The organism is Rhodoferax lacus, from assembly GCF_003415675.1.
Classification (GTDB): Bacteria; Pseudomonadota; Gammaproteobacteria; order Burkholderiales; family Burkholderiaceae_C; genus Allorhodoferax; species Allorhodoferax lacus.
The window spans coordinates 450,696-476,769 of record NZ_QFZK01000001.1 but is presented as its reverse complement, the minus strand read 5'-3'; the positions used below and the strand labels follow the sequence as shown (position 1 = coordinate 476,769).

General features: G+C 62.2%; 25 protein-coding genes. 14 read left to right on the top strand and 11 right to left on the bottom strand.

From position 1 onward, the window contains the following. Nucleotides 1–7 precede the first annotated feature (7 nt). Nucleotides 8–649, bottom strand: a complete 642-nt coding sequence (nth, locus tag DIC66_RS02140; protein WP_117173551.1) for an endonuclease III — start codon at nucleotides 647–649, stop codon at nucleotides 8–10. 85 nt (nucleotides 650–734) lie between these two features. Further along, nucleotides 735–1,535: an HDOD domain-containing protein gene (locus tag DIC66_RS02135; RefSeq protein WP_147321222.1), complete on the bottom strand. Its 801-nt coding sequence runs from the start codon at nucleotides 1,533–1,535 to the stop codon at nucleotides 735–737. 66 nt (nucleotides 1,536–1,601) lie between these two features. Between DIC66_RS02135 and DIC66_RS02130 the strand changes: the two genes are divergently transcribed. Then, complete coding sequence (locus DIC66_RS02130) at nucleotides 1,602–2,792, top strand: aminotransferase-like domain-containing protein (RefSeq protein ID WP_117174131.1); 1,191 nt, start codon at nucleotides 1,602–1,604, stop codon at nucleotides 2,790–2,792. Nucleotides 2,793–2,812: 20 nt separating this feature from the next. Beyond that, nucleotides 2,813–3,457, top strand: coding sequence for a DsbA family oxidoreductase (locus DIC66_RS02125; protein ID WP_117174129.1), 645 nt, complete (start codon nucleotides 2,813–2,815; stop codon nucleotides 3,455–3,457). Nucleotides 3,458–3,487: 30 nt separating this feature from the next. Here the strand turns inward: DIC66_RS02125 and serB are convergent, their stop codons facing one another. From serB to mfd, 4 genes are all read right to left on the bottom strand, one after another. After that, nucleotides 3,488–4,213: a phosphoserine phosphatase SerB gene (gene serB / locus DIC66_RS02120; RefSeq protein WP_117173548.1), complete on the bottom strand. Its 726-nt coding sequence runs from the start codon at nucleotides 4,211–4,213 to the stop codon at nucleotides 3,488–3,490. 22 nt (nucleotides 4,214–4,235) lie between these two features. Next, nucleotides 4,236–4,640: a type II toxin-antitoxin system VapC family toxin gene (locus DIC66_RS02115; RefSeq protein WP_117173547.1), complete on the bottom strand. Its 405-nt coding sequence runs from the start codon at nucleotides 4,638–4,640 to the stop codon at nucleotides 4,236–4,238. After that, nucleotides 4,641–4,913 carry a hypothetical protein gene (locus DIC66_RS02110; protein WP_117173546.1) on the bottom strand — a complete coding sequence of 91 codons (273 nt, stop codon included), beginning with the start codon at nucleotides 4,911–4,913 and terminating at the stop codon, nucleotides 4,641–4,643. It abuts the gene before it with no gap. A 79-nt stretch (nucleotides 4,914–4,992) separates the two neighbouring features. Continuing rightward, nucleotides 4,993–8,481: a transcription-repair coupling factor gene (mfd, locus tag DIC66_RS02105; RefSeq protein ID WP_117173545.1), complete on the bottom strand. Its 3,489-nt coding sequence runs from the start codon at nucleotides 8,479–8,481 to the stop codon at nucleotides 4,993–4,995. 44 nt (nucleotides 8,482–8,525) lie between these two features. Here mfd and ispD point away from each other — a divergent pair, with 44 nt between their 5' ends. From ispD to ispF, 7 genes are all read left to right on the top strand, one after another. Beyond that, nucleotides 8,526–9,254, top strand: coding sequence for a 2-C-methyl-D-erythritol 4-phosphate cytidylyltransferase (gene ispD / locus DIC66_RS02100; protein WP_117174128.1), 729 nt, complete (start codon nucleotides 8,526–8,528; stop codon nucleotides 9,252–9,254). A 118-nt stretch (nucleotides 9,255–9,372) separates the two neighbouring features. Further along, nucleotides 9,373–10,146, top strand: coding sequence for an ABC transporter ATP-binding protein (locus DIC66_RS02095; RefSeq protein ID WP_117173544.1), 774 nt, complete (start codon nucleotides 9,373–9,375; stop codon nucleotides 10,144–10,146). Between the two features lie 88 nt (nucleotides 10,147–10,234). Beyond that, complete coding sequence (locus tag DIC66_RS02090) at nucleotides 10,235–10,939, top strand: ABC transporter ATP-binding protein (RefSeq protein ID WP_117173542.1); 705 nt, start codon at nucleotides 10,235–10,237, stop codon at nucleotides 10,937–10,939. Nucleotides 10,940–10,969: 30 nt separating this feature from the next. Beyond that, nucleotides 10,970–12,184 carry an ABC transporter substrate-binding protein gene (locus DIC66_RS02085; RefSeq protein WP_117173540.1) on the top strand — a complete coding sequence of 405 codons (1,215 nt, stop codon included), beginning with the start codon at nucleotides 10,970–10,972 and terminating at the stop codon, nucleotides 12,182–12,184. 27 nt (nucleotides 12,185–12,211) lie between these two features. Then, nucleotides 12,212–13,099: a branched-chain amino acid ABC transporter permease gene (locus DIC66_RS02080; RefSeq protein ID WP_117173538.1), complete on the top strand. Its 888-nt coding sequence runs from the start codon at nucleotides 12,212–12,214 to the stop codon at nucleotides 13,097–13,099. A 115-nt stretch (nucleotides 13,100–13,214) separates the two neighbouring features. After that, nucleotides 13,215–14,120 (top strand): branched-chain amino acid ABC transporter permease, encoded by a 906-nt coding sequence (locus DIC66_RS02075; RefSeq protein ID WP_233505763.1) that lies wholly within the window; start codon nucleotides 13,215–13,217, stop codon nucleotides 14,118–14,120. 21 nt (nucleotides 14,121–14,141) lie between these two features. Further along, nucleotides 14,142–14,639 (top strand): 2-C-methyl-D-erythritol 2,4-cyclodiphosphate synthase, encoded by a 498-nt coding sequence (gene ispF, locus DIC66_RS02070; protein WP_117173536.1) that lies wholly within the window; start codon nucleotides 14,142–14,144, stop codon nucleotides 14,637–14,639. On the opposite strand, the gene DIC66_RS02065 is transcribed toward ispF, so the two are convergent. Both DIC66_RS02065 and ompR read right to left on the bottom strand, forming a co-directional pair. Continuing rightward, on the bottom strand, nucleotides 14,611–15,900 hold the full coding sequence (locus DIC66_RS02065) for a sensor histidine kinase (protein ID WP_117174124.1): 1,290 nt from the start codon (nucleotides 15,898–15,900) through the stop codon (nucleotides 14,611–14,613). The two genes, ispF and DIC66_RS02065, sit on opposite strands and share 29 nt — an antisense overlap. A gap of 116 nt (nucleotides 15,901–16,016) precedes the next feature. Then, nucleotides 16,017–16,748, bottom strand: coding sequence for an osmolarity response regulator transcription factor OmpR (gene ompR, locus DIC66_RS02060; RefSeq protein WP_117173534.1), 732 nt, complete (start codon nucleotides 16,746–16,748; stop codon nucleotides 16,017–16,019). A gap of 189 nt (nucleotides 16,749–16,937) precedes the next feature. Here ompR and DIC66_RS02055 point away from each other — a divergent pair, with 189 nt between their 5' ends. From DIC66_RS02055 to DIC66_RS02045, 3 genes are all read left to right on the top strand, one after another. After that, nucleotides 16,938–17,240, top strand: a complete 303-nt coding sequence (locus tag DIC66_RS02055; protein ID WP_158558822.1) for a hypothetical protein — start codon at nucleotides 16,938–16,940, stop codon at nucleotides 17,238–17,240. Continuing rightward, nucleotides 17,237–17,986 (top strand): SIMPL domain-containing protein, encoded by a 750-nt coding sequence (locus DIC66_RS02050; RefSeq protein ID WP_117173530.1) that lies wholly within the window; start codon nucleotides 17,237–17,239, stop codon nucleotides 17,984–17,986. The genes DIC66_RS02055 and DIC66_RS02050 overlap by 4 nt, the downstream gene beginning before the upstream one ends. A 78-nt stretch (nucleotides 17,987–18,064) precedes the next feature. After that, entirely contained in the window at nucleotides 18,065–20,455 is a 2,391-nt protein-coding gene (locus DIC66_RS02045) for a serine/threonine protein kinase (protein WP_233505747.1), read from the top strand. A 117-nt stretch (nucleotides 20,456–20,572) separates the two neighbouring features. Here DIC66_RS02045 and DIC66_RS02040 read toward each other — a convergent pair whose 3' ends face one another. Then, on the bottom strand, nucleotides 20,573–21,343 hold the full coding sequence (locus tag DIC66_RS02040) for a 3-hydroxybutyrate dehydrogenase (protein WP_117173526.1): 771 nt from the start codon (nucleotides 21,341–21,343) through the stop codon (nucleotides 20,573–20,575). Between the two features lie 69 nt (nucleotides 21,344–21,412). Between DIC66_RS02040 and DIC66_RS02035 the strand changes: the two genes are divergently transcribed. Both DIC66_RS02035 and DIC66_RS02030 read left to right on the top strand, forming a co-directional pair. Continuing rightward, nucleotides 21,413–22,300 carry an alpha/beta fold hydrolase gene (locus tag DIC66_RS02035; protein ID WP_117173524.1) on the top strand — a complete coding sequence of 296 codons (888 nt, stop codon included), beginning with the start codon at nucleotides 21,413–21,415 and terminating at the stop codon, nucleotides 22,298–22,300. A gap of 27 nt (nucleotides 22,301–22,327) precedes the next feature. Then, nucleotides 22,328–24,574: a RelA/SpoT family protein gene (locus tag DIC66_RS02030; RefSeq protein ID WP_117173522.1), complete on the top strand. Its 2,247-nt coding sequence runs from the start codon at nucleotides 22,328–22,330 to the stop codon at nucleotides 24,572–24,574. A 351-nt stretch (nucleotides 24,575–24,925) separates the two neighbouring features. Here the strand turns inward: DIC66_RS02030 and DIC66_RS02025 are convergent, their stop codons facing one another. Continuing rightward, nucleotides 24,926–25,420: a heme-degrading domain-containing protein gene (locus tag DIC66_RS02025; RefSeq protein WP_117173520.1), complete on the bottom strand. Its 495-nt coding sequence runs from the start codon at nucleotides 25,418–25,420 to the stop codon at nucleotides 24,926–24,928. Next, entirely contained in the window at nucleotides 25,420–26,073 is a 654-nt protein-coding gene (gene upp / locus DIC66_RS02020; protein ID WP_117173518.1) for a uracil phosphoribosyltransferase, read from the bottom strand. Before upp ends, DIC66_RS02025 begins: the two co-directional genes overlap by 1 nt. Nucleotide 26,074: the final 1 nt, after the last annotated feature.

Here is a 26,074-nt window from a genome sequence, read left to right as displayed (position 1 = left end):
AAGAAGTTCAGGCTGGAGCGGGTGTCTTGGGCTTGTAGTCGCACACATGGCTTACCGCGCATTGCCAGCACAGGGGCTTGCGCGCCTGGCAGATGTAGCGGCCGTGCAGGATCAGCCAGTGGTGGGCATCCACCAGGTAGGCTGGTGGTATGCGTTTGAGCAGCTTGTCTTCCACCTCGCGCGGGGTTTTTCCTGGTGCCAGGCCGGTGCGGTTGCCCAGACGAAACAAATGCGTGTCCACCGCCATGGTGGGTTCGCCAAAGGCCACGTTGAGCACCACGTTGGCTGTCTTGCGGCCCACGCCGGGCAGTGACTCCAGTTCCTCGCGGGTGCGCGGCACTTGGCCATCAAAGTGGTCCACCAGCATGCGGCAGGTTTGCATCAGGTGTTTGGCCTTGCTGTGGTACAGGCCAATGGTCTTGATGTAGCCCTCCAGCCCGTCCAGTCCCAGGTCCAGGATTTTTTGCGGCGTGTTGGCCACGGCAAAGAGTTTGCGGGTGGCCTTGTTCACGCCCACGTCGGTGGCCTGGGCTGACAGCAGCACAGCGGCAAGCAGCTCAAATACCGATGCGTAGTGCAGCTCGGTTTGCGGTTGCGGATTGGCAGCCTTGAGGGTGGCAAAAAATGTTTCTATTTGGGCGGGGGTCATGGTGGGGTGGGAAAGTGGTTGCGGTGTTCCGTGCGGAAACCATAGCAGACCTGTTTGCGTGGAACGTGCTGAGCCCCGGGGATGACTAGCCCAGGTTCACAAACTTCTCGCGGTTCGGAAATGTGTTGAACATCCACTGCGTATCCAGGGACAGCGCTGCCAGCACGTCCAGCGGCAGGGCGGCAACTGTGTGCGGCCCCGCATCCTTGGCTTCAGCCAGCAGGGCGGCCAGATGCACCACGGCACCCAGGCGGGAAAAGCCGTCTTCGGCCATGGGGTCGGCCGAACGTTGCAGCGCCTGCACCATCTGGGGCGGAAACTTCCAGCGCCGTGCCAGTTCGGCGGTGATTTGCCCCTCGGTAAACCCGATCAGCCTTTGCTCGCGCCGCCATTGCACTCCGGCAATGCGAGGCAGCCTTTCAATCGCTGCCAACACCTCGGGTTCAGCCTGCGAGATCAGCAACTGTCCCAAGTGCAACATCAAGCCGGTGATCCAGGCGATGTGTCCCTGAATGCCAACCCGGGGGGCAAGCCACTCCGCGTAGCCGGCGCAGTCCATCGCAGAGCGCCAAAAGGCATTGTGGTCCAGTCGCGGGAAGTCGTTGAAGGTGTCGCTCAGGATGGCGCCAACGGCCAAGGTACGCACGCGCTCCAGGCCGACCATCGTCACCGCATCGGGCAAGCGCCCCACGGCGCGCGGTAGCCCGAACTGGCTGCTGTTGGCCAGTTTGAGCAGCCGTGCCGAGATGGCCGGGTCCTGTGCAATCAGGGCGCAAACCTCGTTCAGGCCCACCACCTGTCCATCGATCATCTGGATCAAGGCATGCGTTATACGGCTGATGCTGGGCAACCGAACGGATGCAAAGAAAGAATCGATATCTGACACAAGAGTTCCTGATTTTTTCGAAGCACAATCGAAGTGAAATTTATCCAAATCCAAAAGCACCACGAAATGAAATTCGCCACTAGACTGAATAATATAGAGACTTCCGCTATCCGGGAGCTTTTTAAGCTGCTAGGAAAGCCAGGAATCATCAGTTTTGCCGGGGGATTCCCGGATAGCGCCATGTTTGACGTGGACGGCATACGCGAAGCCACCAATACCGCGTTGACGGTGGACCCCGGCGCGGCCCTGCAATACGGTGCCACCGAGGGCTACCAGCCGCTGCGCGAACAGCTGTCCAGCTTCATGGCGGCCAAGGGCGCCAACGATGTGGCACCCGAGCAGCTGATCGTCACCACCGGCAGCCAGCAGGCGCTGGACCTGCTGGGCAAGACCATGATCAGCCCCGGTGACAAGGTGATTGTGGAAGGCCCCACCTTCCTGGCCACCATCCAATGTTTCCGCCTGTATGGTGCCGAGCTCATCAGTGCGCCGGTGGATGCCCATGGCGTGAACACCGACACGCTGGAGCAGCTGATTGCCGAGCACAAACCCAAGCTGGTCTACCTGATCCCGACCTTTGGCAACCCCAGCGGCGCCTTGCTCAGCCTGGAGCGCCGCAAACGGGTGCTGGAACTGGCGGTGAAGTACCAGACCCTGGTGGTGGAAGACGACCCCTATGGCGACCTGTTCTTTGGCGAAGCGCCACCGCCCAGCATGCTGGCACTCAGCGCACAAGTACCCGGCAGCCGCGATTGGCTGGCGCATTGCGGTAGCTTAAGCAAGGTACTCAGCCCTGGCCTGCGCGTGGGCTGGATGATTGCCCCACCCGAGCTGCTGGCCCGCGCCACCATGTGCAAGCAGTTCAGCGATGCCCACACCAGCACCTTTGCCCAGGCCACGGCTGCGCAGTACCTCAAGGCCGGGCGCATGCCGGCCACACTGGCCCATGTGCGCCAGGTGTATGCCGAGCGGGCGCAGGCCATGGGCAGCGCCTTGCGACAGCATCTGGGCGAAGCGATTGATTTTGTACAGCCCCAGGGCGGCCTGTTCTTCTGGGCCCGCCTGACGGGCGCCAAAGGCAAGATTGCCGACGGCGCCGAGTTTGCCAAACGGGCCATAGAGCAGGGCGTGGCCTTTGTACCGGGTGTGCCGTTTTATGCCGCCAACCCGGACCGCTCCACGCTGCGGCTGAGCTTTGCCACGGCCGATGTGGCCCGCATTGAAGAAGGTGTGGCGCGTCTGGCCAAGGCTTTGTGATGTCCCAAGTAGAGAGCCGCATGAAAAAGCAGATCAAGATCGATTTCGTCTCCGACGTGTCCTGCCCCTGGTGCGCCATCGGCTTGCAGTCCCTGCAAACTGCCTTACAGCGCTTAGAGGGCGAACTGGACGCCAGCCTGACCTTCCAGCCTTTTGAACTCAACCCGCAAATGGTGGCTGAGGGTGAAAACATCACCGAGCACCTGGCCAAGAAGTACGGTTCCACGCCTGAGCAGGCGGCCGGTGCCCAGGCCAACATCCGCGAGCGGGGTGCGGCCTTGGGCTTTGCGTTCAACATGGACAAGCGCGGGCGTATCTACAACACCTTCAACGCCCACCGCCTGCTGCACTGGGCACAGATCGAGGGCAAGCAGGCGGAGCTGAAGAAGGCGCTGCTCAAGGCCTACTTCACCGACGGCGAGAACCCAAGTGATACCGCCTTGCTGGTGCGCGTGGCGGCCTCGGTTGGGCTGGATGCCGCTCGGGCCCAGGCCATTCTGGACAGCGACGAATTTGCGGATGCGGTGCGGGAGCAGGAACGCTTTTACCAGCAGGCGGGCATCAACTCAGTGCCCGCCATCATCCTCAACGACCAGCACCTGATCTCGGGCGGCCAGCCGCCTGAGGTGTTTGAACAAGCCCTGCGCCAGATCGCCGGAATTTAGGCCCCCGGCGGCGGAACGTAGCCCTCCGGTTTAGCGCAGCACGGTCAGCAGCCGGTCCAGCCCACCGCTGTTGATCGCCACATGTGCCTTGGCCCGCACCGCCGGTTTGGCATGAAAAGCCACCGAGAGTCCCGCCACGCCCATCATCGGCAGGTCATTGGCGCCGTCGCCCATGGCAATGGTTTTCTCCATGGGAATGCCCAGGAGCGAGGCTACTTCCAGCAAGGTGCGGCGCTTCTCGGCACCGTCACAAATATCGCCCCAGGGTTGGTCCACCATATGGCCCGTGAGCACGCCGCAGGAGGGTCCGCTTTCCACTTCCAGCACATTCGATCGCGCGTAGTCGATACCCAGAAGCTCACGGATGCGGTCGGTGAAAAAGGTAAAGCCGCCGGATACCAGCAGCACCTTCATCCCGGCCTCCTTGCAGGCGGCTACCAGGTCTGCCGCGCCCGGGTTGAGCTGCAGCCGCCGGGTATAGACCTCTTCCATGTGCGCCACCGTCACGCCCTTGAGCAGGGCCACGCGCTGGCGCAGGCTCTCCTTGTAGTCGGCAATCTCGCCACGCATGGCGGCCTCGGTAATGGCTGCCACCTCGGCCTTGCGCCCGGCAGCATCGGCGATCTCGTCCACGCACTCGATGTTGATCAGCGTGGAGTCCATGTCAAAGGCGATGAGCTTGAAGTCTTTCAGGCGCAGGGGTGTGGTGATACCCTGGAGGACCAGGCCGGATTCGATTTCGGTGAGGGTTGTCATTCAAAAGTTTGTTCGGATGAGGCTATTCGTACCAGTCTTCGAACAGAAGACCTGGCACACGTGCGAATTCACGGGTGTTGCGCGACACAAGAGTCAGTCCATGGACCAGCGCGGTAGCAGCAATCTGCAGGTCATAGGGGCCAATCGGCGTGCCTTGCAGTGCAAGCTGCGCGCGCAATTGCCCGGCACGTTCCGCGCAGGCGCCATCGAAATTGAGCAAAGCGTACAGGTGCTTGAGCGCCTCCAGATAGGCTTTCATGCGTTCGGGATAGGCGGACTTCCCCATGCCAAAGGCCAACTCCTGCAAACTGACCACGCTCCAGACCAGGCCTTCCGATGGATGCTGCGCTATGCGTGGCAAGCATTGTCCCTGCCGTTTTTGGGCGTAGATCAGGGTGTTGGTGTCGAGCAGGTACTTCACTGACACTTAGCAGTCAAAGGGTTCGCGGGGCAGGTCTTGGCCCAGGCCGGCATTCCGCGTCTTGGGATCCAGCAAAAAGTCCAGGTCATCGCGACCGGCCGTTCCATGCAGGCGATCAATCTCTTCCAAGGCCGCCAACAGATTGCCGGGTTGCGTGCGAGCATGCTCTGCCAATACCAGTTGGGAAAACCATTTGCTGACCGATACATGCGTGCGCGCCGCCGCCGACTTGGCTATATCCAGCGTTTCGGGTTCGAGGTAAATTGTGACTTGGGACATCGCAACACTCCTTGGATTTCTAAGCGTATAAGTGTGTGGCAATTATATGTACCGCAGACCCGCAATGCCAGCCGGCTGATCATGCCGCCACATCCGCCTTCAGGGGTTCCCCCAGCGAACGCAGGATGTCCCGCACCATTTGCGCCCGGTCTTTTACCTCGGGCAGTTCGCGCTCGATGCGCAGCTTTTCGTTGCCCGCTAATTTGATGTGCTTGTTCTTCTGGATCAGCGCAATGATGCGCATCGGGTCTATCGGCGGGTCCTTCTTGAAGGTGATGGTGATCACGCCCGGTGCCGCGTCCACCTTGACCACGCCATAGGGCTTGGCAATTACGCGCAGGCGGTGCACGTCGATAAGGGTCTGGGCCTGGGACGGCAGTTTGCCGAAGCGGTCCACGATTTCTTCCAGCAGGGCGTCGATCTGGTCGGTGTTCTTGGCAGTCGCCAACTTTTTGTAGAAGCTCAAGCGCAGGTGCACGTCGCCGCAGTAGTCGTCCGGCAGCAGGGCCGGGCCATGCAGGTTGATCTCGGTGTTGACATTCAGCGGGCTCAAGAGGTCAGGCTCGATACCGGCCTTGAGGCAGCGCACCGCCTCGCTCAGCTTCTCGTTGTAAAGCTGAAAGCCCACTTCCAGCATATTGCCGCTCTGGTTCTCGCCCAGCACCTCACCGGCACCGCGAATCTCCAGGTCGTGCATGGCCAGGTAGAAGCCGCTGCCCAGTTCTTCCATCTGCTGGATGGCGTCCAGGCGCTGCTGGGCCTGTTTGGTCAAGCCCTCGATGTCGGGCACCATCAGGTAGGCATAGGCCTGGTGGTGGCTGCGGCCCACACGCCCGCGCAGCTGGTGCAGCTGGGCCAGGCCGAACTTGTCGGCGCGGCTCATCACAATGGTGTTGGCAGTGGGCACGTCGATGCCGGTCTCGATGATGGTGGAGCACAGCAAGAGGTTGTAGCGCTGGGCGATGAAGTCGCGCATCACGGCCTCCAACTGGCGCTCGGGCATCTGGCCGTGGGCCACGGCAATGCGGGCCTCGGGCAGCAGCTCTTCTAATTTTGCGCGCCGGTTCTCGATGGTCTCCACCTCGTTGTGCAGAAAGTAGACCTGGCCGCCGCGCTTGAGTTCGCGCAGCACGGCCTCGCGGATCACGCCATTGCCCTCAGAGCGCACAAAGGTCTTGATGGCCAGGCGGCGTTGCGGCGCGGTGGCAATCACCGACAGATCGCGCAGGCCTTCCAGCGCCATGCCCAGGGTGCGGGGAATCGGGGTGGCAGTGAGAGTCAGCACATCCACCTCGGCGCGCATGGCCTTCATGGCCTCCTTGTGGCGCACGCCAAAGCGGTGTTCCTCGTCAATGATGAGCAAGCCCAGGTCCTTGAAGTGCGTGTCCTGGCTCAGCAGCTTGTGGGTGCCCACCACGATGTCGATGGTGCCGTCCTTCACACCCTTCAGTGCCGCAGTGATTTCCTTGGCCGAACGAAAACGGCTCATCTCGGCAATCTTCACCGGCCACTTGGCAAAGCGGTCGGTCAGGGTCTGGAAGTGCTGCTCTGCCAGCAGTGTGGTGGGGGCCAGAAAGGCCACCTGCTTGCCGCCGGTCACGGCCACAAAGGCAGCGCGCAAGGCCACCTCGGTCTTGCCAAAGCCCACGTCGCCGCAAATCAGGCGGTCCATGGGGCGGGGGCTGACCATGTCCTGGATGACGCAGTGGATGGCGGCCTTCTGGTCGGCGGTTTCCTCAAAGCCAAAGTCGTTGGCAAAGGTCTCGTAGTCACCAGCCGAGAAGCGGAAGGCAAAGCCCTCGCGCGCGGCGCGCCGGGCATAAATGTTGAGCAGCTCGGCGGCCGAGTCGCGCACCTGTTCGGCCGCGCGGCGCTTGGCCTTTTCCCACTGGCCGGAGCCCAGGCGGTGCAGCGGTGCCTCGTCGGCGCTGACGCCGGTGTAGCGGCTGATGAGCTGCAGCTGGCTGACCGGCACATACAGCGTGGCCGCATCCGCGTATTCCAAGTGCAAAAACTCCTGCAGCTCGGGCTGCCCTTCAGCGTTCTTGTTGCCCATGTCCATGTGGATCAGGCCCCGGTAACGGCCAATGCCGTGCGAGGAGTGCACCACCGGGTCGCCCAGGTTGAGCTCGGACAGATCCTTGATCAGTGCCTCAACGTCGCTGACCTGTTCCTGCTTTTTGCGGCGGCGCGTGACCGGGCCTGCGGCAAACAGCTCGGTCTCTGTGACCAGGTCCACACCGGCTTCCAGCCAGCCAAAGCCCACCGTCAATCCGGCAGTGGCAATGCCCCATTTCTCGTCGCTGCCCACAAACTCCTGCAGCGACTCGAAGCTGGGCGGGTTGATGTGCGAGGCGCGCAAAAAGTCCAGCAGGCTTTCGCGGCGGCCGTCGCTTTCGGCCAGGATCAGCAAGCGCTGCTGGGTGTTGCGGGCGTAGTCTTTCAGCTTGGCCAGCGGGTCTTCGGTGCCGCGCACAGCGGCCATGGGGGGCAGGGCGCTGATGTCGGCATAGGCCACCGCGGCCTCTTCGGCGGTGTTGGGGCGTAGCGCCAACTGGGCGTGTCCGTTGGCCAGCGTATAGAACTGCTCGGTGCCCAGGAACAATGTTTCCGGTGGCAGGGCCGGGCGTTCGGGGTCGCCCTGCACCAGCCGGTAGCGGTCCTTGGTGTCCTGCCAGAAGCGCTGGAAGGCGGGCTCCAGGTCGCCATGCAGCACCACGGTGGCATCCGCCCCCACGTAGTCAAACACGGTGGCGGTCTGGTCAAAAAACAGCGGCAGGTAATACTCAATGCCCGCCGTGGCCACGCCGTTGCCAATGTCCTTGTAGATGCGGCTCTTGGTCGGGTCGCCTTCCAGCAACTCGCGCCAGCGGCCACGAAAGCGCGCGCGGGCATCGTCGTCCATGGGGAACTCACGCCCCGGCAACAGACGGATCTCGGGCACCGGGTACAGGCTGCGCTGGCTGTCGGGGTCGAAGGTGCGGATGCTGTCGATCTCGTCGTCAAACAGGTCCACCCGGTAAGGCACTTGCGAGCCCATGGGGAACAGGTCAATCAGCCCACCGCGCACCGCGTATTCGCCGGGGCTGACCACCTGCGTCACATGGCTGTAGCCCGCCAGCGTGAGCTGCGACTTGAGCTTGGCTTCGTCGAGCTTTTGCTTCACCTTGAACTCGAAGGTGTAGCCCGCCAGAAAGCTGGGTGGCGCCAGGCGGTACAGCGCGGTGGTGGCCGGAACGATGATGACATCGGCGCCGGTTTCCTTGTTGCGCTGCTGGATGCGCCAGAGCGTGGCCAGGCGCTCGCTGATCAGGTCCTGGTGTGGGCTGAAGGTGTCGTAGGGCAGGGTTTCCCAGTCCGGGAACAGGGCGCAGCGCAGGGTGGGGGCGAAGAAGGCAATTTCTTCCAGCAGGCGCTGGGCGTCACTGGCGTCGGCCGTGACGATGGCCAGCGGTTTGCCTGCGGCTTTTTCACGCTGGCCCAGCTGGGCCAGGAGGAGGGCGTCTGCGGATCCCGCAGGGCGGGGCAGGGTGTAGCGTTTGCCGCTGGTGAGTTTTGGTAAATCCATGGATGGGTTCGATTTTAGAATGGGGCAGCTTCACACCGTGCACCATGCTTCAAACAACCCCGTATTCTTCTGAACTCCAGCAGCCCGCCCTGCTTGCACGGGCGCGCCTCTGGGGCCTGATTCCTTGCGCGGGCAACGGCTCGCGTTCCGGCGCCGTGGTGCCCAAGCAGTACCAAGCGGTGGCGGGCAAGCCCATGGTCTTGCACACGCTGGACGCTTTTGCTGCGGTGGAACGTTTGGCAGGTACCCTGGTGGTGGTGTCGGCGGGTGACAGCTTCTTCGCGCAGCATGCAGCAAGCGTGCGGGTGGCCGATTGCGGTGGCTCCACGCGGGCGCAAAGCGTGGCCAATGGGCTGGCGGCTTTGCAACAGCAGGGCGCCGACGCGCAAGATTGGGTGCTGGTGCACGACGCCGCGCGCTGCCTGATTACGCCGCAGCAGATCGACACGCTGATCGACGCCTGCCAGCATGACGCAGTGGGCGGCCTTTTGGCCTTGCCCCTGCCGGACACCCTGAAGGCAGCCCAAGGCGGCCGTGTAAGCGCCACGCTGGAGCGCAGCGACAAATGGCTGGCGCAGACGCCGCAGATGTTTCGCATCGGGGCACTGCAGTCTGCCCTGCAAGCCGCAGGCGACGCCGTCACCGACGAGTCCAGCGCCATGGAATTTGCAGGCCTGTCTCCGTTGCTGGTGCAGGGCTCTGCGCAGAACTTCAAGGTGACTTACGCGCAGGACTTTGCGCTGGCAGAAGCGGTGTTGTTGTCACGCCTTTGAGATTGCGCATGGCGACGCCCACTTCTGAATATTCCAGTCTGACGCTTTACTGACGTGCACTGCAGCAGTCGGGGTTTCTACTAGCAGCGCAAGTTTGTTTGCTTGTCACCATCGGGACATGACGAATGACTGCATTCTCCAAACGCAAAAACTCAGCAAAGAGTTCAAGGGCTTTGTGGCCGTGGACCGGGTGGACCTGTCGGTGCGACGTGGCAGCATCCACGCGCTCATAGGCCCCAATGGCGCGGGCAAGACCACCTGCTTCAATTTGCTGACCAAGTTCATCCGGCCCAGTTCGGGTGTGATCCTGTTCAACGGTGTGGACATCACGGGTGATGCACCGGCGCAGATTGCGCGGCGCGGCATCATCCGCTCCTTCCAGATCTCTGCCGTATTCCCGCACCTCAGCGTGCTGGAAAACGTGCGTGTGGCCCTGCAGCGCAAGATGGGCACCTCGTTCTGTTTTTGGCAAGCCGAGAGCACCCTGCACAAACTCAATGACCGCGCCCTGGAGCTGCTCGCCGCGGTGGATCTGGAGAGCTATGCCCACACCATCACGGTGGAGCTGAGCTACGGCCGCAAGCGCGCGCTGGAAATCGCCACCACCCTGGCCATGGACCCCGAGCTGATGCTGCTCGATGAGCCCACCCAGGGCATGGGCCTGGAAGATGTGGACCGCATCCGCCAGCTCATCAAGAAGGTGGCGGCCAACCGCACCGTGCTGATGGTGGAGCACAACATGAGCGTGGTCTCCAGCATTGCCGACACCATCACTGTGCTGCAGCGTGGCGCCACGCTGGCCGAAGGCCCGTACGCCGAAGTGTCCAAAAACCCCGCCGTGATCGAAGCCTATATGGGTAGCGCCGACACGGAATTGGTAGGGGCACATTAACGATGAGCCCCCACGTTCATCACTTCGTGTATTCACTGCCCCCCGAGGGGGCGCTGGCCTCCCTTGGGGCGGCCCTGCGGGAGTCCTGATGCCAACCCCCTTTCTTGAAATCCGCGACCTGCACGCCTGGTATGGCGAATCCCACGTGCTGCATGGCGTGAACTTCGATGTGCGCGAGGGCGAAGTGGTCACGCTGCTGGGTCGCAATGGCGCAGGTCGCACCAGCACCATGCGCGCGATCATGGGCCTGACCGGCAGCCGCAAGGGCTCCATCAAGGTCCACGGCAAGGAGACCATTGCCGCCTCCACCCACCACATTGCGCGTATGGGGATTGGCTACTGCCCGGAGGAGCGCGGCATTTTCTCCAGCCTGACCACCGAAGAGAACCTGATGCTGCCGCCTGAGCTGGCCCAGGGCGGAATGGGGCTGCAGGAAATCTACACCATGTTCCCCAACCTGAAAGAGCGCGCTTACAGCCAGGGCACGCGCCTCTCGGGTGGCGAGCAGCAGATGCTGGCCGTGGCCCGCATTCTGCGCACTGGCGCGCGCCTGCTCTTGCTCGACGAAATATCCGAAGGCCTGGCCCCGGTCATCGTGCAAAAGCTGGCCGAGATGGTCCGCATGCTGCGCGCCAAGGGCTACACCATCCTGATGGTGGAGCAAAACTTCCGTTTCGCAGCCCCCCTGGCCGACCGCTTCATGGTCATGGAGCACGGCGAGATCCAGCAGGAATTCACCCAGGCGCAATTGCCTGAGCGTATGCACCAGTTGCAAGAGCACCTGGGCGTTTGATTTGTCAGCAACCCAAAAGAGGAGAACCCCATGAAACTCAAGAAACTCGCATCGACCTGTGCCATCACCTGTGCCGCAGTGGCCAGTGTGTCTACACCGGTACAAGCCCAGGTATCGGGCGATGTCATTCGCATCGGCATCATCACCGACATGTCGGGCCTGTACTCCGACATTGATGGTCCCGCAGGCGCTGAAGCCATCAAGATGGCGGTTGCCGAAATGGGTGGCTCCATCAACGGCAAGAAGATCGAGGTGATTACTGCCGACCACCAGAACAAGCCCGATGTAGCTGCGGCCAAGGCCCGTGAGTGGTTTGACACCCAGGGTGTAGACATGCTGATAGGCGGCACCAACTCCGGCACGGCCCTGGCCATGTCCAAGGTGGCTCTGGAGAAGAAGAAGCTGTTCATCGCCATCGGTGCGGGCAGTTCCGCGCTGACCAACGAGCAGTGCAGCCCGTTTACCGTGCACTATGCCTATGACACCGTGGCCCTGGCCAAGGGCACCGGCGGCGCTGTGGTGAAGGCCGGTGGCAAGAGCTGGTATTTCCTGACAGCCGACTACGCCTTTGGCGCGTCGCTGCAGAACGACACGGCCAATGTGGTCAAGGCCGCAGGCGGCTCGGTTGTGGGCTCGGTGAAGCACCCGCTGTCTGCCAGCGACTTCTCTTCTTTCCTGCTGCAGGCGCAGGGCAGCAAGGCCCAGATTTTGGGCCTGGCCAACGCCGGTGGTGACACCATCAACGCCGTCAAGGCTGCCAATGAATTCGGCATCACCAAGACCATGAAGCTGGCGGGCATGCTGGTGTTCATCAACGACATCCACTCCCTGGGCCTAAATGCCACCCAAGGCATGTACCTGACCGACAGCTGGTACTGGAACAAGGATGCCGAGGCGCGCGCCTGGAGCCGCAAGTTCTTCGAGAAGGTCAAGCGCATGCCATCGAGCGTGCAGGCAGCCGACTACTCTGCGACCCTGCAATACCTCAAAGCCGTCAAGGCCACCGGTACCGATGAGTCCGACAAGGTGCTGGCCCAGATGAAGAAGACCCCTATCAACGACGTGTTCGCCAAGGGCGGCTCCATCCGCGACGACGGCCGCATGGTGCATGACATGTACCTGATGCAGGTGAAGGCGCCCGCACAGTCCACCGAACCCTGGGACTACTACAACGTGATGGAGACCATCAAGGGTGATGCGGCATTCACCACTAAGGCCGAGTCCAAGTGCTCGCTTTGGAAGTAATCAAACACCATTGAATCAGGAGTTTTGATGAGCGAGATATTCGGCATACCGATACAGGCCTTCCTGGGGCAGTTGCTGCTGGGCCTGGTGAACGGTTCGTTTTACGCCATGCTCAGCCTGGGCCTGGCGGTGATATTCGGTTTGCTGGGTATCGTCAACTTCGCCCATGGTGCGCTGTACATGATTGGCGCTTACGTGGCCTGGTTCAGCCTGGAGAAATTCGGGCTGAATTACTGGGTGGCGCTGGTTGTGTCGCCGCTGGTGGTGGGCTTGCTGGGGGTGGTGATTGAGCGGCTGTTCCTCAAGCGCCTCTACAAGCTCGACCCTCTGTATGGCCTGTTGCTGACCTTTGGTCTGGCCCTGATTGCCGAAGGCATATTCCGTGACCAGTTTGGTGTGTCGGGCCAGCAGTATCCGGTGCCGGAACTGCTGCAAGGTGCTACCAACCTGGGCTTTATGGTGCTGCCCAATTACCGGGCCTGGGTGGTGGTGTCCTGCCTGTCGATTTGCTTTGGCACCTGGTTCCTGATCGAGAAGACCAGCCTGGGCGCCACCCTGCGTGCCAGCACCGAGAACCCGGCGCTGGTGCAGGCCTTTGGCATCAATGTGCCGCTGATGGTCACTCTCACCTATGCCGGTGGCGCAGGCCTGGCGGCCATTGCCGGTGTGCTGGCGGCTCCCGTGATCCAGATCACGCCGCTGATGGGCTCCAACCTGATCATCGTGGTGTTTGCCGTGGTGGTGATTGGCGGCATGGGCTCGATTCTGGGCTCCATACTGACGGGCGTGATGCTCGGTCTGCTGGAGGGCCTGACCAAGGTGTTTTACCCGGAGGCCTCCAGCATCGTGGTGTTTGTGATCATGGTGATCGTTTTGATGGTTCGTCCGGCTGGCCTCTTTGGCAAGGAAAAATAACGTGAGCGCTACCCCGTCTTCCTCTGCTGCCAGCCCAAGCGCCTCCGCTGCCAACAACGCGTCGGTCAGCGCCAGCGCGGGTGTTGACTCCTCGCGCGGCCGTCGCCTCTGGCTCATCGGTCTGGTCCTGCTGCTGGTTGCACCTCTGGTGGGTGTGTACCCGGTCTTTTTGATGAATGCGCTGTGCTTTGCCATCTTTGCCTGCGCCTTCAATTTGCTGCTGGGCTACACCGGCCTGCTGTCCTTTGGTCACGCGGCCTTTATGGGGTCGGCAGCCTATGTTACGGGTTGGCTGATACGCAGCGCGGGCTGGTCGCCCGAGCTGGGGCTGTTGGCCGGTACCCTGGGTGCAGGGGCCTTGGGCTTGCTGGTGGGTCTGGTGGCCATACGCCGCCAGGGCATTTACTTTGCCATGGTCACCCTGGCCATGGCGCAGATGATTTACTTCATATGTCTGCAGGTGCCCTTCACCGGCGGTGAAGATGGCCTGCAGGGCGTGCCGCGCGGCAAGCTGCTGGGCCTGCTGCCGCTGGACAACGACCTGGTGATGTACTTCCTGGTGCTGGCCATTTTTGTGGGTGTGTTCCTGGCGATTGTGCGCATCGTGCATTCGCCCTATGGTCAGGTGCTCAAGGCCATTCGCGAGAACGAGCCGCGCGCCATCTCCCTGGGCTACGACGTGGACCGCTACAAACTGCTGGCCTTTGTGCTGTCCACCACCATTGCCGGCCTGGCCGGATCGCTCAAGACCGTGGTGCTGGGCTTTGCCACACTGTCAGACGTGCACTGGTCGCTGTCTGGCGAGGTGGTGCTGATGACGCTCTTGGGCGGCATGGGTACCTTTGCCGGGCCGGTAGTGGGGGCCTTCACCATTATCGGTTTGCAGAACTTCCTGGCGGATCGGGTAGGCTCATGGGTCACGGTGATCATCGGTGCCACGTTTGTGTTCTGTGTGATCGCCTTTCGCAAAGGAATCGTGGGCGAACTTCTGGCCTGGCAACAACGTCGCCGCGCCAAGTAAACCCTTCTTGGGGGCACAGGCATGCAAATTCGAGTGGGTGAGGGCTGGGACATCCACGCCCTGGTAGAAGGGCGCAAACTGATTTTGGGTGGCGTGGAAATTCCCTTTGCCAAGGGCCTGCTGGGCCACTCCGATGCCGATGCCTTGCTGCATGCCATTACCGACGCTGTGCTGGGCGCTGCAGCCTTGGGCGATATAGGCACCTTGTTCCCCGATACCGATGCGCAATTCAAAGGTGCTGACTCGGCACTCTTGCTGGCCGAGGCGGCCCGGCAGGTGCGCGCCCTGGGCTATGACATTGGCAACGTGGACTGCACCGTGGTGGCCCAGGCGCCCAAGCTGGCAGCCTTCAAGCCCGCCATGCGCGCGCGCATTGCCAGCATTCTTTCCATCACCGTGGAGCAGGTGAATGTGAAGGCCAAGACGGCTGAAAAAATGGGCCCCGTAGGCGAGGGCCTGGCCATGGAGGCCCGCGCGGTGGCGCTGCTGTTCAAGACTGCGGCGCGCGCTGCAACTTGATGTTGGCCGAGAGGCCGCCGGTGGTGGAGTTGTTCAGCGCGAAGGCGCCACCCATGCGGTGAATGGTTTTTTCCACAATTGCCAGACCCAGGCCCGCCCCGTTGGCGGCGGTGCGTGCAGCCTCTCCGCGATAGAACGGCTTGGTCAGGTTGGCGATCTGGTCGACGGCCACGCCAATGCCGTGGTCCCGCACCTTGATGAACACCCAGTTGTCACGCGACAGGGCTGACACCTCGATCTGTGCCACGCCGCTGTCGGTCGACTTGCCGTATTTGCGGGCGTTTTCCAGCAGATTGGACAGGATGCGGCCCAGCTCCACCGGCTCGGCCATCACCTGGATGCCTGCTTCAATTTGCATCCGGATATCGGTATCGGGCTTGTCCTGGAAAGGGCGCACGCAGGCCAGCACAATGTCGTTGAGTGGCACGGCCGTCAGGGCCACCATGTCAGGCCGCGCATAGTCCAGAAACTTGCCGATGATGGCATCCAGCTGCGATATGTCGGCGGCCATGTGCGCGCGCGCGTCCAGGTCGGCCACACTGAGTTCAGCCTCCAGGCGCAGTCGCGCAAGCGGTGTGCGCAGGTCATGCGAAATGCCTGCCAGCATCAGGGCCCGGTCCTGGTCGAGCTTGGCCAGGCGCTGTGCCATGCGGTTGAAGCCGATGTTGACTTCGCGGATCTCGCTGGTGTGCACGGTCTCATCCAGCCGGCTGGCGTTGAAGTTGCCTTCGCGCACGCGGCTGGCGGCAAACGACAGGGCCTTGAGCGGGCGATTCACCAGGCCTGCAATAAGCGCCGCGCCCATGAGCGACAGGCCTGCTGCCACGCATAGCCAGATGATCCAGGTCGTGCCGCCGGCGGTGCTGAAGCGCTCCAGGTCGGTGAGAAACCAGTACGGATCGCCGTCCATCTCGAAGGCAATCCACAAGCCCTTGCTGCCATTGACCTGCTTGGCCACGATGGTGGTGGCACCGAGGCGCTGGCGCAGCTCTTTTGCAAGGTCCATGGTCAGGGCATCGCCCTCCATCGAGACGAATTTGTCGGTGCTTTCCCGGGGAATGATGCGCAAGCCTTCTTCCTGCGCCATGGTCTTGAGCAGTGTCAGGCGGGCAATGGCATCGGCATTGATGAGCGCCGCGCGGCTGAGGTTGACCTGCGAGGCAATCTGTCGGCCGGTCTGCACGGCACGCGGTTCGAACTCAAAGGCACGAAGTGCCTGCAACCACGCCAGGATGCTGCCCAGCAGGAGCAGGGCCAGCATGAAAAACGTTCGCCAGAAAAGGCTCAGTTCGCGCCAAGCCAGCAGGTTGCGCCTCTTGCCCGCATCGTCCTCCAGCGGCTCGGTGGCGTCGTCGTAATCCGTCAGCAGCGTTTGGCTCACACGGGGTCTTCTGGAATAAATACATAGCCCACACCCCAGACGGTCTGGATCATGCGCGGGTTGGCCGGATCGGTCTCGATGAGCTTGCGCAGGCGGGATACCTGCACGTCCAGGCTGCGGTCAAAGGGTTCGAACTCGCGTCCGCGCGACAGCTGCGCCAGCTTCTCGCGCGAGAGCGGCGTGCGCGGGTGGCGTACCAGTGCCTTGAGCATGGCGAATTCACCGGTGGTCAGGGTCAGCTCTTCGCCGCTTTTGTGCAGCGTGCGGGCACCCATGTCAAAGCTGAAGGCACCAAAGCGTACGGTTTCATTGCTGGTAGACGGTGCACCCGGCACCTCGGGCACCGGTCGGCGGCGCAGCACAGCGTGGATGCGTGCCAGCAGTTCACGCGGATTGAAGGGTTTGCCCAAATAGTCATCCGCTCCCACCTCCAGACCCACGATGCGGTCCACATCTTCGCCCTTGGCGGTCAGCATGATCACCGGTGTCAGGTCATTGGCGGCGCGCAGGCGGCGGCAAATGGCAAGGCCATCTTCACCGGGCATCATCAGGTCCAGCACGATCAGGTCTGCGGTTTCACGCATCATCACGCGGTTCAGTGCCTTGCCGTCTTCGGCCACCAGTACGTCAAAGCCTTCCTGGGTCAGGTAGCGTTTGAGCAGGTCACGGATACGCGCGTCGTCATCGACTACAAGTATCTTGTCGGGCCGGTCGTTCGGTTGGATCATGAGAGCCTCAAATTTGTAACAGGGCAGATTTTGCGCGGCCCCAGCGTCATACCACGAAAGGGGCCGTCAATGTTGACACTATGTTACAAATAAAGGCGTGCGCCACCGGACGCGCTGTCGACAATGGGCACTCCTTCAAAGCTGCAACCGATGAACACCATGTCGAGCCGTCAACTTGCCCTGATACCCATGCTGGCACTTGTGCTGAGTGCGCAGGCACGTGAGCAGTCTGCCTCGCACTCTGAATCGCACACGGAGAATGCATCCCGTTCCACTTCACAGGCACAGGACGCGGGCTCCAGGGGGCGCGCCACGCAGGACGCCGACGCGCTGTTGGCCGACCTGCAAAGCCGGCAGCGGCGGCGTGACGTGCTGCGGGAGGCACTGCGCACCCAGCCAGAGGAGGTGCCCGTCATGGCGCGCCAGATGAGTTTGCAGGAGCGTTCCGAGTTGCGCCAACAACTCCGCCAACAGCAGGAATGGCTGAAATGAGTACACGGATTCCTGTCACCGCTTTGCGCTTCGGGTTAGTGTGGGCATTGCAGTGTCTATTTGCGGCCTCGCTTGTGCTTGGAACAGGCCTGGCAGCGGCCCAGTCGCCTGCTCCCGCAGAGCCGCACAACATCGTTCAACTCTCCGGCACAGGAAGTGTGGAGACACCACAGGACTGGCTGACCGTCACCCTGTCCACCTCGCGCGAGGGCAGTGACGCCGGTGCTGTACAGGCATGGCTGCGCCAGTCTCTGGATACCGCACTGATGGAACTGAAAAAAACGGCCCAGCCTGGCGGTATGGAGGTGCGCAGCGGCGGCTTCAGCCTGCAGCCGCGTTACAGCAATGACGCAAAGATCAATGGCTGGATCGGTAGTGCCGAACTGGTGCTTGAAGGCAGCGATTTCGCCCGCATCGGCACGGCGGCAGCCAAGGCCCAGCCCCTGACCATCAGTAGCATGCGGTTCAGCCTGAGCCGCCAGGCCCGTGCCAAGCTGGAAACACAGGCTCAGTCTCTGGCGATTGCCGACTTCAAAACCCGGGCCGCCGACATTGCACGGAGCTTCGGATTTGCCGACTTCAGCCTGCGTGAGGTCAGTGTCGGCACAGTGGACCAGAGCCCTGGCCCCATGCCGCGCATGGTGGCCATGTCTGCCAAGTCCATGTCGGCAGATGCTGCCGTCCCGATGGAAGGTGGAAAAACTTTGGTTGTGGTTACCGTTTCAGGGTCGGTGCAACTCAAGTAGCATTAGGGCATGGTTGATTCCCGTGCCTTTCAAAATAGCCGTCCCCCAACTTCCCAGACCGGGTTGAAGCCAGCGAGCATGCTGGGCCGCTTTGAGTTGCGGCGGCAACTGGGTCAGGGAGCGCAGTCCACGGTGTGGCTGGCCTACGACCCGCGCATGGAGCGCGAGGTGGCCATCAAGGTATTGCGGCCCACGGCAGGCGCCGATGAACTGGCCATCAAACAATGGCTGCAAGAGGCGCGCAGCGTGGGCCGGGTCAAGCACCCCAGCATCGTGCCGGTGTTCGAGGCCGACATCCACGAGCAGTACACCTACCTGGTTTTCGAATATGTTGCGGGCGACACGCTGGCGCAGTTGGTGGCGCGCCGTGGTGCCTTGCCTGCCCGCGAGGCAGCGGCCCTGATGATGGATGTGCTGGATGCGATTGCCGTGGCACACACCGAAGGGGTGGTACACCGCGACATCAAGCCCTCCAACGTGCTGGTGGACAGCACGGGGCGCGCGCGCGTGATGGACTTTGGCATTGCCGCACGTGTGCGCAACCCGTCTGACAACGCTGCAGTAGCGGTGGGTGGCACGGTTGGCTACATTTCGCCCGAAGCATTGGCCGGTTCGCAACCCGTGCCCAGCATGGACCTGTTTTCGTGTGGCCTGGTATTGGCCGAGTTGCTGATGGGCAAGCCCCTGGTCGCTGAAAGTGACAGCAACCGTGCCCTGTACCGCGCAGCGCATGAACAACTGACCTTGCCGCAGGAACTCGGCCCGGATGTGGATGACGGTCTGCGTGCCGTGGTGAACCGCGCCCTGGCGCGCGATCCGTTGCAGCGTTTTGGAGATGCCCGCAGCTTTTTCAATGCGCTCAATAGCTGGCGCCAGCCGGCCGCCGTGGAGGGCGATGGACAAAGTGGCAGCAACTCGGGTGGCACGCTGGAGTTCCTGATGCGGCGCATGCGCCACAAGAGCGACTTTCCGGCCCTGTCTGCGTCCGTCGTGCAAATCCAGACCATGGCGAACTCTGACACCGAAAGCGTCAGCAGTGTGACCAACCAGATCCTCAAGGACGTGGCGCTCACCAACAAGCTGCTGCGGGTGGTCAACAGTGCCCATTACGCACGCGGTGGCAGTATCAGCACGGTGTCTCGGGCGGTAACGCTGGTGGGCTTCAACGGCATCCGCAACATGGCGCTGAGCCTGGTGCTGCTGGAGCACATGCAGGACAAAGGCCATGCCGCCCAGCTCAAGGATGAGTTTGTGCGCAGCCTGTTGGCGGCCACCCTGGGCTCCGAAATGAGCGCCACCTCCAAGGAGGCCGAAGAGGCCTTTATTGGTGCCATGTTCCAGAACATGGGGCGCCTGCTGGTGCAGTTTTACTTCCCGGAAGAGGCCGCGCAGGTGCGCAGCCTGGTGCAGTCCGAAACGCCTGCCGTCAGTGAGGCTGTGGCCTCGCTGCGTGTGCTGGGCCTGAGCTATGAAAATCTGGGCATCGGCATTGCCAAAGCATGGGGCCTTCCCGCAAGCATCCAGAAGTGCATGAAGCTGCCCGTAGGCGGGCCACCCACCAGCGCATCCAGCGACAGCACCGAACGCACGCGCTGGGTGGCCGTAGCCGCCAACGAAATGGCGGATGTCATGCTGAAGTACCCGCCCGAAGAAGCCGGCGTGCACCTGACCAGGGTAGTGCGCAAGTATGCGCATGCCGTGGGCAGCACCGAAAAACAGATTCAAGCCGCGGTGGAGCAGGCCAAGGTCAAGTTGGTGGAAATGGCCACCGCCATGGAAATCCGCGTCAAGCCCGACTCGGCCGCTCACAAGCTGCTGCATGTTGCGGTTGAGGCTCCGGCTTCTGCGGCCGACAAAGGTGGGCCTGCGACCGACAGCCAAATCAACAGCCTGGAACTTCAGGCCACCCAAGCGGTGGACCTGGGTGCTGCGCAGGTACCTGTCAAATCCACCCAGGTTGCCGAAACCCTGGCAGCAGGCATTCAGGACATCACCAACGCCATGGTGGAAGACTTCAAGCTCAGCGACGTGCTGCGCATGATTCTGGAAACCATGTTCCGCGCCATGGGCTTTGACCGCATTATTTTTTGCATGCGTGACCCCAAGACAGAGTCGGTGACAGGGCGTTTTGGATTGGGGGAGGGCGTAGAAGCCTTCGCCAAAAACTTCAAGGTGCCGCTCAAAGCCGCAACGCCCGACCTATTCGGCGTGGTGTGCATCAAGGGTGTGGACAGCATGATCAGCGACGCTGGCGAGTCGCGAATCCTGCAGCGCCTGCCTGCGTGGTACCTGCAGTCCCTCAATGCACCGGCCTTCCTGCTGTTGCCGCTGCAGATCAAGGGAGCGCCCTTTGGATTGATCTATGCCGACAAGACCAAGAAGGGTGCGCTGGAGCTGGATGAAAAAGAACTGGCCCTGCTGCGCACCCTGCGCAACCAGGCCGTCATGGCTTTCAAACAGTCACGCTGAGTGGCGGCATGCCTCCTTCATCGCCACATCAGCCCTGAACGCGAAGGCCCGCCGCAGACAGTGCACAGCGCACGGCAAGGCGGGCCGACAAAGTGCAGGGTTGATTTGGCGATGAAGTTACTGCGCGACCCAGCCGCCGTCCATATTCCAGGCCACGCCGCGGATGTTGTTGCCCGCAGGTGAGCAGAAGAACACGGCCAGGGCACCTAGCTCCTCGACCGAGGTGAAGTGCTTGGAAGGCTCTTTTTCACCCAGCAACAGGCCCTTGGCTTCATCGTTGGTAATGTTCAGTGCAGCGGCCTTGGCATCCACCTGTTTTTGCACCAAGGGAGTCAGCACCCAGCCCGGGCAGATGGCATTGCAGGTGACACCGCTGGTGGCGTTTTCCAGGGCGGTGACCTTGGTCAGGCCCACCACACCATGCTTGGCTGCCACATAGGCTGATTTTTCGGCCGACCCCACCAGGCCGTGCACCGAGGCCACGTTGATGATGCGGCCCCAGTCCTTGGCCAGCATGCCGGGCAGTGCCGCGCGCGTGGCGTGAAAGGCGCTGGACATGTTGATGGCGATGATCGCGTCCCAGCGGTCCACCGGGAAGTTCTCTATGCGCGCCACATGCTGGATGCCCGCGTTGTTGACCAGAATGTCCACGCCGCCAAAGGTCTTGGTGGCAAAGGCCACCATGTCTTCAATCTCGGCGGGCTTGCTCATGTCGGCGCCGTGGTAGGCCACCTGCACACCGAGTGCTGCAATTTCGGCCTTGGGGCCTTCTGCATCACCAAAGCCGTTGAGCACGATATTGGCGCCCTGTTCTGCCAGGGCCTTGGCAATGCCCAATCCAATGCCACTGGTGGAGCCGGTGACTAACGCAGTTTTACCTTTGAGCATGAGGAATCCTTATGAAATGCAGAGGGGGTTTGAATTAGGATAAGCCATTATCAAACACCGAGCTTTTGCATGGCTGACCCGACGCTGAACTTTGTGAACTGCCCCGATGCGGCTGGCGGTCACCGCATGGCCTACTGGCAGTGGGGTGACGCCACTGCTGCGCACACCGTGGTTTGCGTGCACGGTCTGACGCGCCAGGGACGGGACTTCGATGTGCTGGCCCGTGCATTGCTTGCGCGAGCGCCCGGTCCGATTCGTGTGGTGTGTCCCGATGTGGCAGGCCGCGGCATGAGCGACTGGCTGCAAGACGCCAAGGCCTATGCCGTGCCCACCTATGCCGCCGACATGCTGGCGCTGCTGGCGCATCTCAAGCCCCAAACCCTGGACTGGGTGGGCACCAGCATGGGCGGCCTGATCGGCATGGCCGTGTGCGTCCATGCGAAGGCGGTGGGTGCTGAAGTACGCCGCCTGGTACTCAACGACGTGGGGCCGGTGCTGGAGTGGGCCTCCCTGGTGCGCATAGGCAGCTATCTGGCCAAGCACATGCACTTTGACTCTCTACAACAGGCGGCCGATTCGCTGCGCGTCATTGCCAGCAGCTTTGGTCCGCACACGCCGGAGCAGTGGATGGAACTGTCCCGCCACATGGTCAAGCCTGACCCGCAAGGTGGTGTGCGACTGCATTACGACCCGACCATCGCCTTGGCCTTTCAGTCGCTTGAACAAGACGCTGCAGCCGCAGGCGAGGCAGCGTTGTGGGGCCTGTATGACGCCATCACCGCACAAACCCTGGTGGTGCGTGGTGCGGACTCGGATTTGCTTTCCATTCAGACCGCAGAGCAGATGACGCAACGCGGCCCCAAGGCCAGGCTGGTGAGCTTTGAGGGCGTGGGCCATGCACCCACCTTGGTGGCAGATGACCAGGTGGACACTGTGGCCTCCTTCTTGCTGGGCTGAACGCGCAACCCTTCTGCAGGTCTTCCCATGAAAAGCAACTCTGCCGAAAACGGCAGCCTGGCCCCGCCTCCGGTGCTGGCCATCACCGCCCAAGGCCTGCCCGAGCAGGCCGGTGCGTTGTCGCGTGCCCGCGCCTTTGCCGAGCCGCTGCTCACCAGCGAAACCCTGGACACGGGCGAGAACATCCTCGCCCACGCCGATGCCGTGGCCCTGATCCTCAAGAACATAGGCGGCTCCGAAGCCATGCAGGCCGCCTGCTACCTGGTGTATGCCTGCGACCACCTGAACAAGCCCCAAGAAGTCATCACCAAGGCCTTTGGTGCCAGTTTTGCCAACCTGGCCCTGGAGACCACCAAGCTGGTGCGGGTGCAACGCATGGCGCGCGTGGCGCAGAACTCGGCTTCGCATGCGGGCGGCAATGCGCCCATGGCCCAGACAGCGGCAGCGCAAACCGAGAGCGTGCGCAAGATGCTGCTGGCCTTCTCGCGCGACCTGCGTGTGGTCATGCTGCGCCTGGCGTCCCGCTTGCAGACGCTGCGTTTCTTTGCTGCCACCAAGTTGCCCGTGCCGGCCGGCCTGGCCAAGGAATCGCTGCAGGTATTTGCGCCCTTGGCCAACCGCCTGGGCATATGGGAAATCAAGTGGGAACTCGAGGACCTGTCCTTCCGCTTTCTGGAGCCCGACACCTACCGCCAGATTGCCAAACTGCTGGATGAAAAACGCACCGAGCGCGAGGCCTCCATGGAAGCGCTGCGCCAGCAGCTGGCAGACGACCTGGCCGCGCAGGGTATCCAGGCAAAGGTGCAGGGCAGGCCCAAGCACATCTACAGCATCGTCAAGAAGATGCGAGGCAAGTCGCTGGACTTTGCCCATGTATACGACGTACGCGCCCTGCGCATCGTGGTGCCCAGCGTGCCCGATTGCTACGCGGCCCTGGCTTGGGTGCATAGCCACTTTGCGCCGATTGCCGACGAGTTTGACGACTACATTGCCAAGCCCAAGGCCAACGGTTACCAGTCACTGCACACCGTGGTGCGCGACCAAAGCGGCAAGCCCATCGAAGTGCAACTGCGCACCCAGGCCATGCACGACCACGCCGAGCACGGCGTGGCCGCCCACTGGGCCTACAAGGAAGCGGGCACCAAGGGCTATGCCGGTGTGTCGGCCAGCAGTGAGTACGACGCCAAGATCGCGGTGCTGCGCCAACTGCTGGCCTGGGAGCGAGACCTCTCGGGTGCGCATGCGGGTGAGGGCGCGCAGTCCCATGACGCGCCGGTGCTGGATGACCGCATCTATGTACTGACCCCGGACGCTGCCGTAGTGGAACTGCCCCAAGGCGCCACTGCCGTGGACTTTGCCTACAGCGTGCACACCAGCCTGGGACACCGCTGCCGTGGTGCCAGGATCGACGGCCACATGGTGCCGCTCAACACGCCCTTGAAGAACGGCCAGACCGTGGAAGTCACCACAGTCAAGGAGGGCGGCCCCTCGCGTGACTGGCTCAACCCCGAGCTGGGCTTTCTGGCCAGTCACCGGGCGCGCGCCAAGGTACGCGCCTGGTTCAACGTGCTGGCCATGGGTGAGACGCGGGCCTTGGGCCGCGAGGCCGTAGAGAAGCTGCTGCAGCGTGAAGGCAAGACCTCCGTCAAACTCGACGATCTGGCTTCGCAGCTCGGCTTCAACTCGGCCGATGAATTGTTTGAGGTGGTGGGCAAGGACGAGTTCTCGCTGCGCAATATTGAAATTGTGCTGCGGCCGCCCGAACCGGTGGCTGACCAGTTTGAGGCGCCTCTGCTCAAAAAACCCAGCGCCGCCGGCCACGGCAAGGGCGGCGTGCTGGTGGTGGGCGTGGATTCGCTGATGACGCAATTGGCCAACTGCTGCAAGCCCGCACCGCCTGACCTGATCACCGGCTTTGTCACCCGCGGCAAGGGTGTGGCCGTGCACCGCTCGGACTGCACCAACCTGCGCAACATGATTCAGCGCAGCGGCGACCGCTGCATTGATGTGGCCTGGGGCTCTGCACCGGGCAAGGACAGCAGCGTCTACCCTGTGGATGTGGCCATTCAGGCCAATGACCGGCAGGGCCTGCTGCGCGATATCTCCGAGGTGTTTACCAAGGAGAAGATGAATGTGATCGGGGTGCAGACGCAGTCGATCAAGGGCACTGCGTGGATGACGTTTACGGTGGAGGTTTCGGAGTCTGGCCGCTTGGCCCGGGTGTTGGGGGTGGTTGGTGAGTTGCCGGGGGTTCGTTCTGCGCGTCGCAGGTAAGTTTTTTTAACTCCCCCATCCCCCCGCCCCTGACCCCCCGTCGGGGTAAGGGGTGCCTAATGCGGACAGCCGATTTGGTTGCCTCGCTTCGGCTACGGCCTTACCGGCGTGTCGTTTGACTAACGCCTCCGGCGCTCGGAACTTTAGGCGTGAGCTTTAAGCCAGCAAACAGCGGTGGCAACATTGCGCTCGTAATTCCGTAGTCGGCGCGACGCAACCAAATCGGCTGTCCGTCTTGGCGCCCCTTTCGCCCCGGCGGGGGCGAAAGGGGCGGGGGGGGATAGGGGGGCCTACAAAAGCCCCGCAGGGAAAAACGCAGCCAATCAAACAAAAGCTGAAAGCAAGAACAAACTAATCCAAAGCCACATCCGCCAACGGCACCCCACAAAGCGCAGCCAGCGCCTCAACCACAATCGCGTGATCCTCCCGCTGCGGCACGCCGGAAACAGTGACCGTTCCCACACACCCCACACCCTTCACGCGGATGGGGAAACTGCCACCGTGCTCGGCGAAATCAGCCAAGGCCACGCCGGTCTTTTGTGGCAAGGAACTGTTGTCCTTCTGATGCGCCAGCCCTACGGAATAGGAGCTGCGCTGCAACAAGTCCACCGTGTTGCGCTTGCGCCGTGCCCACTCCGCATTGTTGGGCGTGGTGCCCGGCATGGCGTAGAAGAACAGGGTTTCCTTGGCGCGGCGGATCTCGATGGTGAGGGCCTGTTTGCGCGCCTCACACAACGCCTTGATGGAAAGCCCCAGCTCCCAGGCCGTGGCCTCGTCAAAGCGCTCCAGCACTAGCAGTTGCTCTTGCAGCGCCAAGCGTTGCAGGTCTTTGTCGAGCAAGTTCATCATTGGGTTCCAAATATGCGGTCACCGGCATCGCCCAGACCCGGCAGGATGTAGCCGTGGCTGTTGAGCTCGCGGTCTATTGCCGCCGTGTAGACAGGCACATCCGGGTGGGCTTTGTACATGGTGTTGATGCCTTCGGGGCAGGTCAGCAGGCACAGGAACTTGATGGATTTGGGCTTGCACTCTTTCAGGCGCGTGACCGCTGCAGCAGCCGAGTTGCCGGTGGCCAGCATGGGGTCCACCACCACGATGTCGCGCTCTTCCATGTTCTTGGGCATCTTGAAGTAGTACTCCACCGCCTGCAGGGTGTTGGGGTCGCGGTACAGGCCGATGTGGCCCACACGCGCACCCGGCACCACCGAGAGCACGCCGTCCAGAATGCCGTTGCCCGCACGCAGGATGCTTACAAACACCAGCTTCTTGCCGTCAATCACCTTGGCCGTCATGGTCTCCAGCGGGGTTTCGATCACCACGTCCTGCAGTGCCATGTCGCGGCTGACCTCATAGGCCATCAGGCTGCTGAGCTCGCCCAGCAGCCGGCGAAAACTGTTGGTGCTGGCCTCTTTTTTGCGCATCAGGGTGAGCTTGTGCTGCACCAGCGGGTGGTCTATCAGGTGCACATTGGCACGGGCTGCGGGGTCGATTGGGGTCATG